This window comes from Streptomyces sp. SID3212 (assembly GCF_009865405.1).
Taxonomy (GTDB): Bacteria; Actinomycetota; Actinomycetes; order Streptomycetales; family Streptomycetaceae; genus Streptomyces.
The window spans coordinates 1-17,572 of the sequence record NZ_WWJY01000677.1 but is presented as its reverse complement, the minus strand read 5'-3'; the positions used below and the strand labels follow the sequence as shown (position 1 = coordinate 17,572).

19 protein-coding genes and 1 pseudogene are annotated in these 17,572 nt (G+C 72.3%); 12 read left to right on the top strand and 8 right to left on the bottom strand.

Features of this window, described 5'->3' with window-relative positions:
• Positions 1–68 precede the first annotated feature (68 nt).
• Positions 69–413, top strand: coding sequence for a VOC family protein (locus GT042_RS20285; RefSeq protein ID WP_161310139.1), 345 nt, complete (start codon positions 69–71; stop codon positions 411–413).
• Between the two features lie 81 nt (positions 414–494).
• Here the strand turns inward: GT042_RS20285 and GT042_RS20280 are convergent, their stop codons facing one another.
• A complete protein-coding gene (locus GT042_RS20280) occupies positions 495–983 on the bottom strand; it encodes an Rrf2 family transcriptional regulator (RefSeq protein WP_161310138.1) in 489 nt (162 codons plus the stop codon).
• A gap of 146 nt (positions 984–1,129) precedes the next feature.
• On the opposite strand from GT042_RS20280, the gene GT042_RS20275 reads away from it, so the two are divergent.
• From GT042_RS20275 to mug, 7 genes and pseudogenes are all read left to right on the top strand, one after another.
• Positions 1,130–1,861: an SDR family oxidoreductase gene (locus GT042_RS20275; protein ID WP_161310137.1), complete on the top strand. Its 732-nt coding sequence runs from the start codon at positions 1,130–1,132 to the stop codon at positions 1,859–1,861.
• 105 nt (positions 1,862–1,966) lie between these two features.
• Positions 1,967–2,383: pseudogene (locus GT042_RS20270) on the top strand (GNAT family N-acetyltransferase); the annotation flags it as partial.
• A gap of 237 nt (positions 2,384–2,620) precedes the next feature.
• On the top strand, positions 2,621–4,033 hold the full coding sequence (locus GT042_RS20265) for a hemolysin family protein (RefSeq protein WP_161310135.1): 1,413 nt from the start codon (positions 2,621–2,623) through the stop codon (positions 4,031–4,033).
• Positions 4,030–5,043, top strand: coding sequence for a hemolysin family protein (locus tag GT042_RS20260; RefSeq protein WP_161310134.1), 1,014 nt, complete (start codon positions 4,030–4,032; stop codon positions 5,041–5,043). Before GT042_RS20265 ends, GT042_RS20260 begins: the two co-directional genes overlap by 4 nt.
• Before the next feature lie 81 nt (positions 5,044–5,124).
• A complete protein-coding gene (locus GT042_RS20255) occupies positions 5,125–5,919 on the top strand; it encodes an SGNH/GDSL hydrolase family protein (protein WP_161310133.1) in 795 nt (264 codons plus the stop codon).
• 59 nt (positions 5,920–5,978) lie between these two features.
• On the top strand, positions 5,979–7,421 hold the full coding sequence (gene purB / locus GT042_RS20250) for an adenylosuccinate lyase (RefSeq protein ID WP_161310132.1): 1,443 nt from the start codon (positions 5,979–5,981) through the stop codon (positions 7,419–7,421).
• Between the two features lie 19 nt (positions 7,422–7,440).
• Positions 7,441–7,998, top strand: a complete 558-nt coding sequence (gene mug, locus GT042_RS20245) for a G/U mismatch-specific DNA glycosylase (protein WP_161310131.1) — start codon at positions 7,441–7,443, stop codon at positions 7,996–7,998.
• A 22-nt stretch (positions 7,999–8,020) separates the two neighbouring features.
• Here the strand turns inward: mug and GT042_RS20240 are convergent, their stop codons facing one another.
• From GT042_RS20240 to GT042_RS20230, 3 genes are read right to left on the bottom strand one after another with little or no spacing between them, the layout of a single operon-like run.
• A complete protein-coding gene (locus GT042_RS20240) occupies positions 8,021–8,431 on the bottom strand; it encodes a hypothetical protein (RefSeq protein ID WP_161310130.1) in 411 nt (136 codons plus the stop codon).
• A 58-nt stretch (positions 8,432–8,489) separates the two neighbouring features.
• Positions 8,490–9,227, bottom strand: coding sequence for an ABC transporter permease (locus tag GT042_RS20235; protein ID WP_202533264.1), 738 nt, complete (start codon positions 9,225–9,227; stop codon positions 8,490–8,492).
• Positions 9,228–9,229: 2 nt separating this feature from the next.
• Positions 9,230–10,180 carry an ABC transporter ATP-binding protein gene (locus GT042_RS20230; protein WP_161310129.1) on the bottom strand — a complete coding sequence of 317 codons (951 nt, stop codon included), beginning with the start codon at positions 10,178–10,180 and terminating at the stop codon, positions 9,230–9,232.
• A 106-nt stretch (positions 10,181–10,286) separates the two neighbouring features.
• On the opposite strand from GT042_RS20230, the gene GT042_RS20225 reads away from it, so the two are divergent.
• Both GT042_RS20225 and GT042_RS20220 read left to right on the top strand, forming a co-directional pair.
• The gene (locus GT042_RS20225; protein ID WP_161310128.1) at positions 10,287–11,501 is read left to right on the top strand and encodes a histidine kinase; all 1,215 of its coding nucleotides are present in this window, start codon (positions 10,287–10,289) and stop codon (positions 11,499–11,501) included.
• 56 nt (positions 11,502–11,557) lie between these two features.
• On the top strand, positions 11,558–12,208 hold the full coding sequence (locus GT042_RS20220) for a response regulator transcription factor (RefSeq protein WP_161310127.1): 651 nt from the start codon (positions 11,558–11,560) through the stop codon (positions 12,206–12,208).
• A 60-nt stretch (positions 12,209–12,268) separates the two neighbouring features.
• Here the strand turns inward: GT042_RS20220 and GT042_RS20215 are convergent, their stop codons facing one another.
• Complete coding sequence (locus GT042_RS20215; protein ID WP_161310126.1) at positions 12,269–12,709, bottom strand: nitroreductase family deazaflavin-dependent oxidoreductase; 441 nt, start codon at positions 12,707–12,709, stop codon at positions 12,269–12,271.
• A 209-nt stretch (positions 12,710–12,918) separates the two neighbouring features.
• Here GT042_RS20215 and GT042_RS20210 point away from each other — a divergent pair, with 209 nt between their 5' ends.
• Positions 12,919–14,076, top strand: a complete 1,158-nt coding sequence (locus GT042_RS20210) for an ROK family transcriptional regulator (RefSeq protein WP_161310125.1) — start codon at positions 12,919–12,921, stop codon at positions 14,074–14,076.
• 99 nt (positions 14,077–14,175) lie between these two features.
• On the opposite strand, the gene GT042_RS20205 is transcribed toward GT042_RS20210, so the two are convergent.
• The 3 genes from GT042_RS20205 to GT042_RS20195 all read right to left on the bottom strand — a co-directional run bounded on the left by GT042_RS20205 (position 14,176) and on the right by GT042_RS20195 (position 16,934).
• Complete coding sequence (locus GT042_RS20205; protein WP_161310124.1) at positions 14,176–14,940, bottom strand: GntR family transcriptional regulator; 765 nt, start codon at positions 14,938–14,940, stop codon at positions 14,176–14,178.
• Between the two features lie 273 nt (positions 14,941–15,213).
• Positions 15,214–16,098 (bottom strand): RNA polymerase sigma factor SigJ, encoded by an 885-nt coding sequence (sigJ, locus tag GT042_RS20200; RefSeq protein WP_161310123.1) that lies wholly within the window; start codon positions 16,096–16,098, stop codon positions 15,214–15,216.
• A 77-nt stretch (positions 16,099–16,175) separates the two neighbouring features.
• Positions 16,176–16,934, bottom strand: coding sequence for a DeoR/GlpR family DNA-binding transcription regulator (locus GT042_RS20195; RefSeq protein ID WP_161310122.1), 759 nt, complete (start codon positions 16,932–16,934; stop codon positions 16,176–16,178).
• Positions 16,935–17,006: 72 nt separating this feature from the next.
• Between GT042_RS20195 and GT042_RS20190 the strand changes: the two genes are divergently transcribed.
• On the top strand, positions 17,007–17,572 hold a 566-nt coding region (locus GT042_RS20190; RefSeq protein WP_161310121.1), incomplete at its 3' end, for an MFS transporter.

Sequence of the window (17,572 nt, the reverse complement as noted above, 5' to 3'; positions counted from 1 at the left end):
TCCCGCCGGCGGCACCGCCCGCCCGCGCCGCGCGGAACCGTACCCGCCCCGCCCGTAAGGTGTGCGGCATGCGCGCGCGTATCGAGGAGATCGTCTTCGACTGTGCCGGGCCCGCCGGGCTGGCGCGGTTCTGGGCCGCCCTGCTGGGCGGGGAGCCGGTGGACCGTACCCCCGACTGGTCGTACGTCGACCCGCCCGGGTTCGCCCGGATCGCCTTCCAGCTCGTGCCCGAGGGCAAGGTCGCCAAGAACCGGCTCCACCTGGACCTGGACGCGGGCGACGTCGAGGAGGCGACGGCGGAAGCCGTCCGGCTCGGCGCGGTCCCGGTGGGCGGCGTGGTGGACGACCCGTACGGACGGTTCCAGGTGCTCCAGGACCCCGAGGGCAACGAGTTCTGCTTCGTGGGGAGTTGACCGTGAGCAGCTGACGGGGGCGGAGACAGGGGCAGGGGCGGAGCCCAGCGCAGGCGCGGGGCCCGAGGCAGGGCCCGGAAGTCACTCCTCCGGTACCGCCGTCAGCCAGGACCCCATCCTCGCCAGCGCACCCGCCCCGCTCCCCGGCGGATCCACCCGCCGCGCCAGATCGGCGATCGAGACCCCCGCCAGCGAGTCCCGCCACGCCGCCTCCGCCACGGCCATCGCGTGCGCGATGCCGCAGGGCGCCGTACAGGACTCGGGCGGGCTCGCCAGCGGTCCCCGCTGCCGGATCTCCGTACAGACGAACGCAGGACCGGCCCCGTCGACCGCCTCCACCACGTCGAGCACCGTGATCGAGGCCGGGTGCCGGGTCAGGACGTAACCGCCCGACTTGCCCTGCACCGCCCGCACCAGCCCCGCACGGGACAGCGCCTGCATCTGCTTGGCGAGATACGTGGCCGACACGTCGTGCAGCTGCGCCAGCCGCGCCGCGGGGACGGGCTCCTCCACCACGGTGAGCACCACACAGCAGTGCAACGCCCACTCGACCCCACCGGACATCTTCATCCGGTCACTTTAATCCACCCCACCCTTGACCCGGACAACATCCGTCCGGGTATTGTCTCGGACAACAAGTGTCCGGGTTTACGCATACGGCCCGTCCACGGGCATGTATGTCACCCGTCGGACACCTCCCGAGCGAAAGGCATGTCATGAAGGTCGCAGTCATCGGCGGTACGGGGCTCATCGGATCGCAGGTCGTGAAGAAGCTGAACGCCGTCGGCCACGAGGCGGTGCCGCACTCCCAGTCCACCGGCGTCGACGTCCTCTCCGGCGAGGGCCTGGACGAGGCGACGGCGGGCGCGGACGTCGTCGTCAACCTGACGAACTCCCCCACCTTCGACGAGGCCTCCCTCGCCTTCTTCCAGACCTCGATGGACAACCTCCTGGCCTCCGCCGGGAAGAACGGCGTCGGCCACTTCGTCATCCTCTCGATCGTCGGCGTGGACCAGGTGCCCCAGCTGGACTACTACCGGGCGAAGGCCCTCCAGGAGGACATCCTCACGGCCGGACCGATCCCCTACTCGATCGTCCGTGCCACCCAGTTCATGGAGTTCATGGACGCCACCCTGTCCTGGACCACCAGCGGCGACACCGTCCGCCTGCCCCCGACCCCCCTCCAGCCGATCGCCGCCGAGGACGTTTCCGACGCCGTCGCCGGCGTCGCGGCGGGCCCGCCCCTCCAGGGCATCCGCAACATCGCGGGCCCCGACGTCCTCCCCCTCGACGAACTCGGCCGGATCACCCTGGCCGCCCACCCCGACGGCCGCGGCGTCGTCACCGACCCGACGGCGGGACTGTTCGGGGCCGTCCAGGGCGACGTCCTCATCGCCAGGGGGGACGCGCACCTCGCCCCCACCCGCTACGTCGACTGGCTCGCCTGAGCGCGGGCGGGAGCGGCACGGCGCGCGCAGGGTCCGTACCGTACAAAATCCGTACCGTACGAAAACCGTTCGCCGGACCGGTCGGTGCCCTGGTTGGCTCGCCCCATGAGTGATCTCCTCATCCGGCGCGCCTCGCCCAGCGACATCGACGCCGTCCTGCTGTTCTGGCGCGAAGCCGCCAAGGGGGTCAGCGTCAGCGACGACCACGACGGAGTGGCCGGGCTCCTCTCCAGGGACCCCGAAGCCCTCCTTCTCGCGGAGCGCGACGGTGTTCTCGTGGGCACGGTCATCGCGGGTTTCGACGGCTGGCGGTGCCACGCGTACCGGCTGGCCGTCCACCCCGCCCACCGCAGGCAAGGGATCGCCACGGCCCTGACGGAGGCGGCGGAGCGGCGGTTCACCGCCCTCGGGGGCCGCCGGGTCGACGCCATGGTGCTGGAGGCCAACGACGGGGCGCACCACGCGTGGACGGCGGCCGGCTACCACCGCGAGGATCACTGGCGGCGCTGGGTGAAACCGTTGGAGAACCCTCCAGGCTCGCTGGGTGAAACCGCTGGGGAACCCACCGGACGGCGCGTCCCGGAATCCGCCGGTGAAGCCGCCGGGAGGGTGAACCCGGGGTCCTGACGTGTGAGCGCCCCACCACGGGCCACCCTCCCTGTAGCGATCTGTGGCGATCCGGTCCGGCGGCCACCGGCCACCGGCCACCCGACCGGCCGCCCGGCCGCTCATGGGACGGAATGGGACGAAGGAGAACCGGTGACCGAAGCACTCCTGCTCGTCGTGGCGGTCGTCCTGTCGTTCGCCTGCGGCGCCTTCGTCGCGGCGGAGTTCTCCCTCACCACCGTCGAGCGCGGGGAGCTGGAGCGGGCGGCGGAAGAAGGCCGGCGGGGGGCCTCCGGCGCCCTGAAGGCGGTACGGAGCCTCACCTTCCAGCTCTCCGGCGCCCAACTCGGCATCACCGTCACCAATCTGGTCGTCGGCATGCTCGCCGAACCCTCGCTCGGCAAGCTGCTGCGCGGGCCCGTCGAGGACGCCGGGCTGTCCCGTTCCGTCGCGTCCTCGGTGGCCCTGGTGATCGGCACCGCCCTGTCGACGGTCTTCCTGATGGTCATCGGCGAACTCGTCCCCAAGAACTGGGCGATCTCCTCCCCGCTCGCCGTCGCCACGGCGGTGGGCACCCCCCAGCGGTACTTCACCCTGGCCTTCCGGCCCTTCATCTCCCACCTCAACAACACCGCGAACCGCATCGTCCGGGCCCTCGGCATGGAGCCGACCGAGGAACTGGCGACCGCCCGCAGCCCGCAGGAGCTGGTCGCCCTGGCGCGGCACTCCGCCAAGGAGGGCGCGCTGGAGGCGGACACGGCCGAGCTGTTCGTACGGACCCTGAGCCTGTCGTCGCTGACGGCGGAGAACGTGATGACGCCCCGCGTGCAGCTGATCGCCCTCGACGTGCGGGCGACGGCCGAGGACGTCGCCAACGCCACCCGCGCCACCGGGCTCTCCCGCTTTCCCGTCTACCGCGACAGCCTGGACACCGTCGTCGGCATCGCCCACATCAAGGACGTGCTGGCCGTCCCGGCGGAGGAGAGACCCCGGCGGCCGGTGTCCGAACTGCTGCGCGAGCCGCTGCTGGTCCCCGAGTCGCTGACGGTGGACCAGCTCCTCGACCGGTTGTCGGCGGGGATGACGATGGCCGTGGTGATCGACGAGTACGGGGGTACGGCCGGGGTGGCGACGCTGGAGGACATCGTCGAGGAGGTCGTCGGCGAGGTCAGGGACGAGCACGATCCGCACGAGACCTCGGACCTGGCACCGGTCGGCGAGGACGCGCGCGGCCGGCGGCTCTGGTCGGCGGACGGCGCGGCCCGCTCCGACCAGCTGGAGACGATCGGGCTGCGGATGCCCGAAGGGCCGTACGAGACACTCGCCGGACTGGTCGCGGCCTCGCTCGGGCGGATCCCGGCCAGGGGCGACCATCTCGACGTGGCGGAGTGGCAGCTGGAAGTGGTGGACGACACGGGCCGCCGGGCGGCACGGCTGCTGCTGCGGGCGCCGATTCCTACGGATGACAACGAGGGTGACGAGGGCGACGAAGGCGGCGAGGGCATGACCGGCGGAAGCGGCAACGGCGACGGTCCGACCGCCACGGACGAGCGGGGTGGCCGATGACCGCCGTCCAGCTGATCGTCGGACTGCTCACGATCGCCCTCAACGCCCTCTTCGTCGGCGCCGAGTTCTCCCTCATCTCCGTACGGCGCAGCCAGATCGAGCCCGAGGCGGAGTCGGGGAACCGCCGCGCGCGCAGCGTCCTCTGGGGGCTGGAGCACGTGGCCGCCCTGCTGGCGGCGGCACAGCTCGGCATCACCCTGTGCACGCTGGTGCTCGGGATCGTCGCGGAGCCCGCCATCGCCCATCTGCTGGAGCCGCTCTTCCACGCGGTGGGCCTGCCGGACGGACTGATCCACCCGTTCTCGTTCGCGATCTCCCTCATCCTGGCGACCTATCTGCACATGCTGCTGGGCGAGATGGTGCCGAAGAACATCGCCCTGGCCAGCCCCGTCCGGCTCGCGCTCGCACTCGGGCCGCCGCTGGTCGCGATCGCCCGGGGGCTGCGACCGGTGATCTTCACGGTCAACGCCTTTGCCAACAGCCTCCTCAAGCTGCTCAAGGTGGAGGTCAAGAGCGAGGTCGCGGCCACCTACTCGGACGACGAGCTGTCCCGGCTGGTCACGGACGCCGGTCATGCGGGGGTGCTGGACGAGCGGTCGGCCGAGCGGTTGCACGACGCGCTGGAGCTGGGGCGGCGGCCGGTGCGGGACGTCGTGCTGCCGCTGGAGCGGGTGGTAACGGCGGAGGTCGGCGTCACGCCCGAGACGCTGGAGGGGCTCGCGGCCGAGTCGGGGTTCTCGCGTTTCCCGGTGGTCGACGCCTCCCGGCGGATCCTCGGCTACCTCCACGTGAAGGACGCCCTGGACGCGGCCCCGCGCGACTCACCGTTCGAGGTCTCCGCGATGCGGGCGATCGCCCGCGTGACGGACACGACCCCGATGGACGACGTGCTGAACGCGATGCGCCGCAGCCGTACCCACCTGGCGGCCGTCCTGGACGAGGACGGCAAGCTGGAAGGGCTCGTGACCATGGAGGACGTGCTGCGGGAACTGGTGGGACGGCACGCGTAGAGGGGGCGGCGCACCCCTCGCGCGCGCTGAGCGGGAGACGCCGGAAGGGTCCGCCGTACCGCGCGGTACGATCACTCCGCCATGGAGATGAATGTCAGCTACACCAGCCTTGTCGCGGTCGGTGACTCCTTCACCGAGGGCATGTCCGACCTGCTGCCCGACGGTTCCTACCGGGGCTGGGCGGATCTGCTCGCCGCCCGCTTCGCCGCCCGTGACCCCCGTTTCCGGTACGCGAATCTCGCCGTACGCGGCAAGCTCATCGGACAGATCGTCGAGGAGCAGGTGGAGGTCGCCGCCGCGATGTCCGCCGACGTGGTGACCCTGGTCGGCGGTCTGAACGACACCCTGCGGCCGAAGTGCGACATGGGCCGGGTACGGGGGCTGCTCGAAGAGGCGGTGGAGAAGCTGACCCCGTCCTGCAAGCAGCTGGTGCTGATGCGCAGCCCCGGCCGGAACGGCCCGGTGATGGAACGGTTCCGCCCGCGCATGGAGGAGCTGTTCGGCTTCGTCGACGAGCTGGCGGAACGGCACGGCGCGCTGGTCGTGGACCTGTACGGCGCCCCGGCCCTCGGTGACCAGCGGATGTGGGACGTGGACCGGCTGCATCTGACCGCCGAGGGCCACCGTCGGGTGGCCGAGGCGGTCTGGCAGACGCTGGGGCAGGCGGCCGAGGACGACTGGCGTACGGAGCTGCCCGCCGCCGTACCGGTGCGCTGGGTGGCGAGGCGCTCGGGCGACGTACGGTTCGCCCGCCAGTACCTGGGGCCGTGGATCATGCGGCGGCTCACCGGCCGCTCCACCGGGGACGGCCGGCTGCCGAAGCGGCCGGAGCTGCTGCCGTACGGGGCGACCACCGGCTGCCCTGAGGAGCCGTAGGAAACCACAAGAACGGGCACGGCGTCGGCCTGCGGGATCCGCCAGTAGAATCAGGACACGTGACTGTCGCGTCTGAGAAGCCCCGTATCCCCAACGTCCTTGCCGGCCGCTACGCCTCGGCGGAGCTGGCCGTGCTGTGGTCCCCCGAGCAGAAGGTGAAGCTGGAGCGCCGGCTCTGGCTGGCGGTGCTCCGGGCGCAGAAGGACCTCGGCATCGAGGTGCCCGAGACCGCGCTCGCCGACTACGAGCGGGTGGTCGACCAGGTCGACCTGGCGTCGATCGCGGAGCGCGAGAAGGTCACCCGGCACGACGTGAAGGCGCGGATCGAGGAGTTCAACGCCCTCGCCGGCCATGAGCAGGTCCACAAGGGCATGACGTCCCGCGACCTGACGGAGAACGTCGAGCAGCTCCAGATCCGGCTCTCGCTGGAGCTGGTGCGGGACCGTACGGTCGCGGTGCTGGCCCGGCTGGGCAGGCTCGCGGGTGAGTACGGCGAGCTGGTCATGGCGGGCCGCTCGCACAACGTGGCCGCGCAGGCCACCACGCTCGGCAAGCGCTTCGCGACCGCCGCCGACGAGCTGCTGGTCGCCCACGGCCGGCTGGAGGACCTGCTGGGCCGCTACCCGCTGCGCGGCATCAAGGGACCGGTCGGCACCGCGCAGGACATGCTGGACCTGCTGGGCGGCGACACCGCGAAGCTCGCCGACCTGGAGGGCCGTATCGCGGGGCATCTGGGCTTCGCCCGGGCCTTCACCTCCGTCGGCCAGGTCTACCCGCGCTCGCTCGACTACGACGTGGTGACCGCGCTGGTGCAGCTGGCGGCGGCGCCGTCGTCGGTGGCGAAGACGATCCGGCTGATGGCCGGGCACGAACTGGTCACCGAGGGCTTCAAGCCCGGTCAGGTCGGCTCGTCCGCGATGCCGCACAAGATGAACACCCGTTCCTGCGAGCGGGTCAACGGCCTGATGGTGATCCTGCGCGGCTACGCGTCGATGACGGGCGAGCTGGCGGGTGACCAGTGGAACGAGGGCGACGTCTCCTGCTCGGTGGTACGGCGGGTGGCGCTGCCCGACGCGTTCTTCGCGTTCGACGGGCTGCTGGAGACGTTCCTGACCGTCCTGGACGAGTTCGGCGCGTTCCCCGCGGTCGTGGCGCGTGAACTGGACCGCTACCTCCCGTTCCTGGCGACGACCAAGGTACTGATGGCGGCGGTACGGGCCGGGGTGGGCCGGGAGGCGGCGCACGAGGTCATCAAGGAGCACGCCGTGGCGTCGGCGCTGGCGATGCGGGAACAGGGCGCGGAGCGCAACGAGCTGCTGGACCGGCTCGCGGCCGACGCGCGGATGCCGCTGGACCGCGCGCGGTTGGACGCGCTGATGGCGGACAAGCTGTCCTTCACGGGCGCGGCGGAGGACCAGATCGCGGCGGTGGTCGCGCGGGTCGAGGAGATCCTCAAGCGGTACCCGGAAGCGGCGGCGTACGCGCCCGGCTCGATCCTCTGAACAGGACCCGGTCAGACCGATGAAGTCCGAGGAGCTGGAGGCCGCCCGCGACCGCGTCATCCCCGACGTGGTCGCGGAGGGGCTGCGCGTGCTGTTCTGCGGCATCAACCCGGGGCTGATGTCCGCCGCGACGGGCCATCACTTCGCCCGCCCGGGCAACCGTTTCTGGCCGGTGCTGCACCTGTCGGGGTTCACGCCCCGGCAGCTGAGCCCGGCGGAGCAGGACGAGTTGCTCACGTACGGCCTCGGCATCACGAACGTCGCGGCGCGGGCGACCGCGCGGGCCGACGAGTTGAGCGACGAGGAGTTCCGCGAGGGCGGGCGACTCCTGGTCGCGAAGGTGGAGCTGCTGCGGCCGCGGTGGCTCGCGGTGGTCGGTGTCACCGCGTACCGCACAGCCTTCGGTGACAAGAAGGCACGGATCGGCCCGCAGGAACGCACGATCGGCGACACCAGGATCTGGGCGCTCCCGAACCCCTCCGGTTTGAACGCGCATTGGACGGCGCAGACGATGGCGGAGGAGTTCGGCCGGCTGCGGGCGGCGGCGGAGGCCGCGCCGGTGGCTCCGGCGGACTGATCTCGCGCACCCGGCCCGCCTGTCAGGGCGGGTCCGTCTCCGTGGTCGCCGCCAGGAGGCGGAAGGGCTGGTCCTCCGCCTCCTGCGTCACCCCGAGGACGAGCCAGCGGCGTACCGTCCACCACACGCGCACGTACGCCACGCTGTTGCACAGCTCCCACCAGGGCTCCGGTATCTCCTCGCCCTCACCGCCCCGGACGCGCAGGCTCCACAGGCTCACGTGGTGCGGTGCGCCGAAGCGGTTCGTCAGGATCTCCGCCAGCGCCTCGCCCTCCGCCTCGCACTGGTCCGCGCCGGAGGGGCCCTCCCCCCGGGACAGCTCCGCCAGGTGATGGCCCGGCCCGCTCGTCCCGACCCCGGAGGGACCGCGGGTCGCGGGGTAGGCATGGGCGCACAGCAGCTCGACCAGGGCGAGTTGCCGCGCGGTACTCATGGGTCCAGTAAACCCCCGGGCACTGACATCTGGCTTCCTGTCAGGCGACTGTGAGGCGTCAGGCGTCCCTGCGTCCGACGGCGAGCCATCCGGCCAGTACGGCGGCGGCCGCCCACGCCGCGGTCACGGCGAGCCCGGTCCAGGGGCCGATGGCCGCGTCCGGGTACTGGTGCAGGGCGATCTGCCCGGCCCGGTCGGGCAGGAAGTCCGCGACGGCCGACTTCATGTCCCCGATCACGAACGACACGATGAGGATGAACGGGATCAGCAGGCTCATCACCAGGACACCGCTGCGGAGCAGGGCGGCGAGACCGGCCGCCAGCACCGCCATCAGCGCCAGGTAGACGCCGGCGCCGACCGTGGCGCGCAGCGCGCCGGGATCGTCCAGGCCGATCGCGTACGACCCCATGCCCGTCTGTCCCGCGAAGAAGGTGGCGAAGCCGGTGACCAGTCCGACGGCCAGGGCCGCGCCGGCGACCGTCGCCGTCTTGGCCGCGTAGAAGTGGGTCCGGCGGGGCACGGCGGTCAGGGAGACGCGCAGCGCGCCGTGGTGGAACTCGGTGGAGAACGCCGTCGCCCCGAAGGCGATCGCCGCGATCTGACCGAAATTGATCCCGGAGAAGGAGAAGAGGACGGGGTCGTGGTCGGGTCCCCCGGCCTCGCCCGTCCCGGCCCCGGCGCTGATGAGCGCCCCAATTCCCGCGCTGACGACGAGAATCGCCAGCAGCGAGCCGAACGTGGCGCGCACGGACCGGATTTTGATCCACTCGGAGCGCAGGATCGCGGTGGACGACATGGTCAGACCTCCTGGGTGCCGGTCGGGCCGGCCGAGCGGTGCGGGGTGGGGGCGGTGAACTCCGCCTCGTCGGTGGTGAGATCGAGATACGCCTGCTCCAGGGAGCCCCGGTCGTCGCTGAGTTCGAGCACGGGGACACCTTCCCGGGAGGCGAGCCGGCCGATGTCCTCGGCGCGCGTCCCGTCGACGCTCCAGAGCCCGTCCTCGCCTTGCACCGCGACGTGTCCCGCACGGGCCAGCGCCGCGCGCAGCCGCTCCGGTTCGGTGCTGCGGAACCGTACGCGCGGGGTGCTGCGGGAGGTGATGAACTCCTCCATCGGCAGGTCGGCGAGGAGCCGGCCCCGGCCGAGGATGACGAGGTGGTCGGCGGTGGCCGCCGTCTCCGCCATCAGATGGCTGGAGACGAGGACGGTCCTGCCCTCCTTCGCGAGGCGGCGGGTCAGCTCCCGGATCCAGATGATGCCTTCCGGGTCCAGGCCGTTGGCCGGTTCGTCCAGCAGCAGCACCTCCGGGTCGCCGAGGAGCGCGGCGGCGATGCCGAGGCGCTGGCGCATGCCGAGCGAGAAGGTTTTGATCCGCTTGCGGGCGACGGCGGCGATGCCGGTCTCCTCCAGCACCTCGTCCACCCGGGCGGGGCGGATCCGGTTGCTGGCCGCGAGCACCCTGAGGTGGTCGCGGGCGGTACGGGCGCCGTCGGCGGCCTGCGCGTCGAGCAACGCGCCGACGTGGCGCAGGGGTTCGTCGAGATCGGTGAAGCGGCGTCCCCCGACGGTGGCCGTGCCGGACGTGGGCCGGTCGAGGCCGAGGACGAGCCGCATGGTGGTCGATTTGCCCGCCCCGTTGGGGCCGAGGAAGCCGGTGACGTGGCCGGGCCGCACCTGGAAGGTGAGCCGGTCCACCGCGCGGGCCGTGCCGTACTCCTTGGTGAGTTCGTGGACATCGATGCTGGTCATGGCTCCACTCTGGCCGCCACGGGGGCGCCGGTCCTCCCCCGTGGGTGGAGAGCGTCTCCCCCGCGCGGGGGAACTCCCGCCGCCGGTGCGCTGGCACGATGACACGATGGTCCGATTCCTGCGTCCGCTGTCGCGGCCGGTGACGTACACCCGCTGGCTGCATCTCTTCGTGCCGACGGGGTTCTGGGCCGTCTGGCTGTTCGTCTTTCCCGAACATCCGGCCCTGCCCCTGCTGTTCCTCGTCCCGATCGGGCTGGTTCCGGCGGTGCGGCTGGCCGAGGGGCTCCAGGCGCAGTGGCTGCTGCTCCCGCACGACGGGAGCGTGCCCCCCGGGTCCGTCTCCCTCGCCTCGTCGGCCACGTGGGGCGAGCGGTGGCGGACGGTGCTGTGGCTGGAGGTCCGCGCGCTCCTGTCGGGGGCGATCACGATCACGACGGTGTGGGGGCCGGCCCTCGCGATCGAGCTGGGCCACGCCGGCGCGCAGGGCTCCTGGATGGGTCTGCCGTTCCTGTCGGCGGTCACGCCCGAGTGGTGGTTCGCGCTGTTCGCGCCGCTGCCGGCCGTCGGGTTCTTCGCCGGGATCGTGTGGCTCGGGCGCCTGGGCGCCGCCGCCGCCCTCCGGCTGCTCGGCCCGTCCCCCGCACAGCGGTTGGCCGCCCTGGAGGAACGTACCGAACGACTCCTGGAACGCACCCGCATCGCCCGCGAGTTGCACGACTCGATCGGGCACGCGCTGACCGTCGCGGTGGTGCAGGCGGGCGCGGCCAGGGCGGCGGGGGACCCGGAGTTCACCGATCGCGCGCTCGGGGTGATCGAGGAGACGGGCCGGGCGGCGCTGGAGGATCTGGAGCGGGTGCTGCTCGTCCTGCGGGAGTCGGGCCGGCCGGCCTCGCAGCGGCCCACGCTGGCCGAGGCGGACCGGCTGCTGGAGTCGGCGCGGGCGTCGGGGGCGGTGGTGGAGATCAAGATGTCGGGGCCGCTGGAGCGGTTGCCCGGGCCGGTCTCCCGGGAGGGCTACCGCATTCTTCAGGAGGCGCTCACCAATGTGCTGCGGCACTCGGGCCCGGTGCCGGTGCGCATCCTGATCGAGGTGACGGACGACATGCTCGGTATCGAGGTCGCGAACCCTCTCGCCGAGGACGCCTCCGCGTCCTCCCCGGGCAACGGGCTGCGCGGGATACGGGAGCGGGCGGCGCTGCTCGGCGGAGAGGCCAGGACCGGGGCGTACGACGGGGAGTGGCAGGTGAGCGCCCGGCTTCCGTTCAGTGGTGCGGGGGCGGGGGCGGGGGCGGCAGCGGGGAAGGGCGCGGGAGCCGCCTGAGCGGATCGGGAAGGCGGCCCGCGTGGTGCGCGGTTGGGGGCCGATAACCTGACCGGATGCCCATCACTGTGCTGTTGGTCGACGACGAGCCGCTGGTACGCGCGGGCCTGCGGGCCGTCCTGGAGGCGCAGCCCGACATCACCGTGGTGGGAGAGGCGGCCGACGGCGCCGCCGTCGTCCCGCTGGTGCGCCAACTGCGGCCCGATGTGGTCGCGATGGACGTACGGATGCCGCTGCTCGACGGGATCGAGGCCACACGGGCGGTGCTGCGCACGGTGCAGGACCCGCCCAAGATCCTGGTCGTCACGACCTTCGAGCAGGACGAGTACGTGTACGAGGCGCTCCGGGCGGGCGCCGACGGCTTCCTTCTCAAGCGGGCCCGTCCGGCGGAGATCGTGCACGCCGTACGTCTGATCGCCGAGGGCGACTCGCTGCTCTTCCCGGCCTCCGTACGGGCGCTCGCCGCCGAGTACGGCACCGCGGCGGCGCGCGGCGGCCTGGAGAGAGCGCGGCTCACCGACCGGGAGGCGGAGGTGCTGCGGCAGATGGCGCGGGGGCTGACGAACGCGGAGATCGCCGCGGGGCTGGTGGTGGGGACGGAGACGGTGAAGTCCCATGTGAGCGCGGTACTGGCGAAGTTGGGGGCGCGGGACAGGACGCAGGCGGTGATCGCGGCGTACGAGTCGGGGTTTGTCGCGCCGGGCTGACGCGTCCCCCGGCCGACGGGTTCTCACCGGCCGGGGGACACATCAGCCCGGAAGCCCCGGTCAGCCTTCCGTTCGGCGCAACCGGACTACCGGTATGTCCCGTTCCGTCTTCTCCTGGTACCCCTCGTAGGGCGGGAAGACCTCCACCAGGCCGGGCCACACCCGCGCCTTCTCCTCCGGTGTCAGCGTCTCCGCGCGCGCGGAGAAGCGCTCGGCGCCGACCCGGAGGCGTACCTCGGGCTCCGCCTGCAGATTCAGATACCAGAGCGGGTGCTCGTCGGCCCCGCCCTTGGAGGCCACGAGCAAGTAGTCGTCGCCGTCCCGTCCGTAGATGAGCACGGTCCGGCGCCACTGTCCGCTGCGGCGGCCCCGGTAGTCGAGCAGGAGGCACGGCGCGCCCTGCAAGGTGGTGCCCCGGGCCCCGTCGGACTCCTCGTACTCCGCCGCCTGCTTCGCCACCCACCCCGTGGGACTGATCACGATCTCGTCGTCCGCCGCCATGCCGACCTCCTCAGGTCCGGGTCCGGATCCGCTGCTCCGGTTCTCCTGCTCTGGTGCTCTACTGCTGTGGTGCTCTCCTGCTCTGGATCTGATGAGATGAACCCGCCCACAGTAGGGCGCTCCGTCCGGCGGGAGGCCGACGCCCCTCGCCGTGCAAGCGACCAGCGAGTAGCATCCGGCAGACGACGCGCGAGCTGGGAGGACTTACCGTGGGGCGGCTGACCGGCGGAGACCCTTCCCTTCTGCGGCGGATCAACTCCGCGGTGGTACTGCATTCCCTGCGGGGTGCCGGATCCCTCACCCTCACCGACCTGACCCGGATCACCGGTCTGTCGCGCCCGACGATCGAGGGCGTCGTGGAGGGCCTGATGGAGGCCGGTCTGGTGGTCGAGTCGGCGCCCGAGGAGGGCGAGACCCGGAAGCAGGGCCGCCCCGCCCGCAAGTTCCGCTTCCGCGCGGAGGCCGGGCACCTGCTGGGCATCGAGATCGGGCCGCACCGCGTGGCCGCGATCCTGTCGGGGCTGGACGGCCGCATCATCGGGGCCGGGTCGCGGGAGGTCTCGGAGACCGCGGAGGCCGACGAACGCCTGGAGCGTGTGCGGCTGGTGGTGGCGGACGTGCTGCGGCGCGCGGGGGTGGCGCGCAACTCGCTGCGGGCGGTGGGCGTCGGCAGTCCCGGCATCGTGGAGGCCGACGGGACCGTACGGCTGGGTACGGCGCTGCCCGGATGGACGGGACTGGCCCTCGGGGAGCGGCTGGGCCGCTCGTTCCGCTGTCCGGTGCTGGTGGAGAACGACGCCAACGCGGCGGCCGTGGCCGAGCAGTGGAAGGGCGCGGCGACCGACTCCGACGACATCGTCTTCGTCCTGGCCGGGCTGAGTCCGGGGGCGGGTTCGCTGATCGGCGGGCGGCTGCACCGCGGTTTCGGCGGGGCGGCCGGGGAGATCGGCGCGCTGCACCTGCTGGGCCGCGACGTGACCCCGGAGAAGCTCCTGTCGACCACGGACGAGCCGCTGCACCCGCTCGACGAGCACGCGGTGGCCAAGGTGTTCGCCCTCGCCAAGGACGGCGACGTGGGCGCGCAGGAGGCCGTGGAGCGCTTCACCCGGCGGCTGGTGCACGACGTGGCGGCGCTGGTGCTGGCGCTCGATCCCGAGCTGGTGGTGATCGGCGGGTGGGCGGCCGGGCTCGACGGCGTCCTGGACCCGCTGCGGGACGAGCTGTCGCGCTTCTGTCTGCGGCCCCCGCGGGTGGCGCTCTCGCTGCTCGGCGAGGCGGCGGTGGCCACGGGGGCGCTGCGGCTGGCGCTCGACCACGTGGAGGAGCAGCTGTTCGCGGTGGAGGGAACGGTGACGGCCCGCCGCTGAGCGACGGGCCGTCGTGATGCGCTGCCCACGGGGGGCGTACGTGTCCCGTACGGATGTGCCGTACGTCTCCGAAGAAGGTGTACGCGTGTGCCGCGTCCGTCAGGACGCGCGGCGCTCCTCCGGGTGTTCGCTGATCTCCAGGTCGCCGGAGTCCCCGAAGGTCAGCCGGCAGGTGTCCGCGCGGTACGTGGCCACCGAGACGGCCGCCGGGCGGCCCTCCACGATGTAGCGCGTGGTGACGACCAGCACGGGCGCGCCGGGCAGCCGGTCCAGCTCCTTGGCGTCGTCGGCGCGCGCCGACCCCAATTCCACCGCGCGGTCCTGGGAGTCGAGCGCCAGGCGCTGGAGCTCCCGCAGCACGGCCCGGGCGCGGACGGGTCCCGACGCGCCGGCGATGGCCGACAGTTCGGGCACCGACGACGCCGGTACGTAGAGCAGTTCGGCGGCGACGGACTGGCCGTGGGTCACCCGGACGCGCCGGACGACGTGCACCTCGTCGTCCGTGGAACTCTCCAGCAGCCGGACCACGGGACCGGGCGCGGCGGCGACCGCGCAGTCGATGAGCTGCCAGGCGTCCTTCGTGGCGCCCGGCCATTCGTGCTGGGCCGTGGACACGTCCACGCCCACCCTCGGAGGCGCGACGGTCGTCCCGACCCCCCGGCGGCGCTGGAGCCTGCCTTCCAGCTCCAGCTGTTCGAGCGCCTGCCTCAGCGTCGCGCGCGCGACCCCGAACCGCGCGGCGAGATCCCGCTCGTTGGGCAGGATCTCCCCCACCGCGAAGTCCGAGTCGAGCGCTTCACCGAGCACGGTCTTCAGGTGCCAGTACTTAGGCTCCGGCACTGTTTCCAGCTGCGTGGTCCCCACCCTGATCCTCCGCAATCGCCGTGTCCCCGGCGGTTTTCCGTGCCCTTGTTTATTAAAGGTTCCTGCACTAACTATTGACCATAGGACGAGTCAATCAGTTGGTCAAGACCAATCCTGCGCCGTGACTCAGCGAAACCGAAATCTACCGCAGGGTGTTCACACGACGTTCGTGCGCTGGTGAGACGCCCGCAGCACTCGGCCCCGCATCCGTGACGGACGCGGGGCCGGTGGTCGCTCTGCCCTCCGACGGGGCAACCCGTACGGTCTCCAGGCTTATTCCACGATCACTCCGGAGAGTTTGTCGGGGTTCCGCATGATGTAGACGCACGTGATCACGCCGTCCGCGACCTCCAACTGGAGGACGAGATCGAGCTTTCCGCCGGTGTGGGCCAGCACGGCGGGCGCTCCGTTGACCTCCGCGATACGGAATTCGAAGAGCCCGGCACCCTCCGACACGGCGGACAGGAACCGGCCAACCTTGTCGGCGCCCGCCACGATCCGCAGCGGCGCCTTCGCCTTCCCGCCGCTGTCGCCGACCAGCCTGACGTCCGGGGCGAGCAGCCGGAGCAGGGCGTCCAGATCGCCGCCGCCGGCCGCCGCGAGGAACTGCTCGGTGAGGGCCCGGCGTTCCGCCTGGTCGACGTCGAACCGGGGCCTGCGCTCGTCCACATGGCGCCGCGCGCGCCCGGCGAGCTGGCGGACCGCCGCCTCGCCCCGGTCGAGCACGGCGGCGATCTCGGCGTACGGGAAGCCGAATGCCTCCCTCAGGACGAACACCGCGCGCTCCAGGGGCGAGAGGGATTCGAGGACGACCAGCACCGCGAACGACACCGATTCGGCCAGCATCGCGCGCTCGGCGGAATCGGGGACGGCCGATCCGAGATCGGTGGTGACCGGCTCCGGCAGCCAGGGGCCCACATAGGCCTCCCGGCGTACGTGCGCCTGGCGCAGCCGGTCGATCGCGAGGCGGGTGGTGATCCGTACGAGATAGGCGCGCGGCTCGCGGACCTCGGCGCGGTCCTCGGCGGTCCAGCGCAGCCACGCGTCCTGCACGACGTCCTCGGCGTCGGCGATCCGGCCCAGCATGCGGTAGGCCACCCCCGTCAACAGGGAGCGGTGCGCTTCGAATTGGTCGGTGCTCGTCATGTCGGCTGCCACGTCTCCCATCCCAGCCGACCGCCCGGCACCTGTCCAGGCGGTTCTCCCGGGGGCAGGGGTGAGCGGGCCGGGGTGCCTCACACCTTTCGTACGGTGACTCCCGCCCCGGCCAGCGCCTCGGTCTCGTCGTCGGGCGCGGCCCGGTCGGTCACCACGACGTGCAGCGCGGCGGCCGGGGTGACGAAGGCGAGCGCGGTACGGGAGAACTTGGCCGCCTCGGCGACCGCGACCACCCGGCGGGACGAGGCGATCGCCGCGCGTTTGACCGCCGCGTCGTCCAGGTCGTACGCGGTCAGGCCGTCGGCCGCGGTGAGACCGCAGCAGCCGAGGACGGCGGTGTCGAAGCGCAGGGTGGCCAGGGACGCCAGGGTGAGCGGGCCGGTCAGCGCCAGCTCGCCGGGGCGCGGCCGGCCGCCGGGCAGCAGGAGGGTCAACCGGGGGGCGTCCGCGAGCGCGTTGGCCGCGTGCAGGGACAGCGGCATGACGGTGAGGCGGCGGCCGTGCAGGGCGCGGGCCACTTCCAGGCAGGTGGTGCCGCTGTCGACGACGACCGACTCACCGTCCGCGATCAGCCCGGCGACCTCGGCGGCGATGCGCGCCTTGACCTCTTGGCCATCTTGCGCCCGCAGCACGAACGGCGGCTCCTCCCCGCGCAGCAGCAGGCTCCTCGCGCCGCCCCGGTAGCGCTCCAGGACACCCTGCTCCGCCAGGACCTCCAGGTCACGGCGGATGGTCATCTCCGAGGCGCCGGTGAGCCCGGCCAGCTCCGCGACACTCGACCGGCCGGTCTCCCGTACGGCGTCGGTGATCCTTCTGAGTCGCTCCACACTCGTCACCCTCGAATCAAACACCGATCATGTTCGAAGAGCAAGTTTACGAACATGTGGGATGTTCTGTATGTTCGCGGCATGGAGAGATCACTGCGGGCCGGCCGGCTGGCCACTTTTGCGTACTTCGTCCTCGCCGGCTTCATCATGGGCATGTGGATCGTCCACATCCCGGTGATCGAACACCGCACCGGGATCAGCCACGCCGTGCTCGGCTGGCTCCTGCTGCTGCTCGGCGCGGGCGCCTTCGGGGGCATGCAGCTCGCGGGGCCGCTGACCGACCGCTTCGGGGCCCGTACGGTCGTCCCGGCCGGTGCGGCGCTGTGCGCGGCCTCGCTGGTCCTGCCGGGCCTGGCCGTCGACGTCTGGACGCTGGGCGGGGCCCTCCTGCTGCTCGGCGTCGGCAACGGGTGCCTGGACGTGAGCATGAACGCCCACGCCGTACAGGTCGAACGCGGTTACGGGCGGCCCGTCATGTCCGCCTTCCACGCCTGGTTCTCCATCGGTGGCGTACTCGCCGCGCTCATCGGCGCGTTCACCCTCGGCCGGGGATGGAGCGCCGCCGCCACGCTGGGGGGTACGGCGCTGTTCTGCCTCGCCGCCGCGGGGGTGGCCGCCGGGGCGCTGCTGCGGCCGGACCCGCCGGC

Coding starts and splice junctions, on each gene's coding strand:
- GT042_RS20280 (WP_161310138.1), bottom strand. CDS start 983: ATGAAGATGTCCGGTGGGGTCGAGTGGGCGTTGCACTGCTGTGTGGTG.
- GT042_RS20255 (WP_161310133.1), top strand. CDS start 5,125: ATGGAGATGAATGTCAGCTACACCAGCCTTGTCGCGGTCGGTGACTCC.
- GT042_RS20225 (WP_161310128.1), top strand. CDS start 10,287: ATGGTCCGATTCCTGCGTCCGCTGTCGCGGCCGGTGACGTACACCCGC.
- GT042_RS20235 (WP_202533264.1), bottom strand. CDS start 9,227: ATGTCGTCCACCGCGATCCTGCGCTCCGAGTGGATCAAAATCCGGTCC.
- GT042_RS20240 (WP_161310130.1), bottom strand. CDS start 8,431: ATGAGTACCGCGCGGCAACTCGCCCTGGTCGAGCTGCTGTGCGCCCAT.
- GT042_RS20230 (WP_161310129.1), bottom strand. CDS start 10,180: ATGACCAGCATCGATGTCCACGAACTCACCAAGGAGTACGGCACGGCC.
- GT042_RS20220 (WP_161310127.1), top strand. CDS start 11,558: ATGCCCATCACTGTGCTGTTGGTCGACGACGAGCCGCTGGTACGCGCG.
- GT042_RS20285 (WP_161310139.1), top strand. CDS start 69: ATGCGCGCGCGTATCGAGGAGATCGTCTTCGACTGTGCCGGGCCCGCC.
- GT042_RS20275 (WP_161310137.1), top strand. CDS start 1,130: ATGAAGGTCGCAGTCATCGGCGGTACGGGGCTCATCGGATCGCAGGTC.
- GT042_RS20215 (WP_161310126.1), bottom strand. CDS start 12,709: ATGGCGGCGGACGACGAGATCGTGATCAGTCCCACGGGGTGGGTGGCG.
- mug (WP_161310131.1), top strand. CDS start 7,441: ATGAAGTCCGAGGAGCTGGAGGCCGCCCGCGACCGCGTCATCCCCGAC.
- GT042_RS20260 (WP_161310134.1), top strand. CDS start 4,030: ATGACCGCCGTCCAGCTGATCGTCGGACTGCTCACGATCGCCCTCAAC.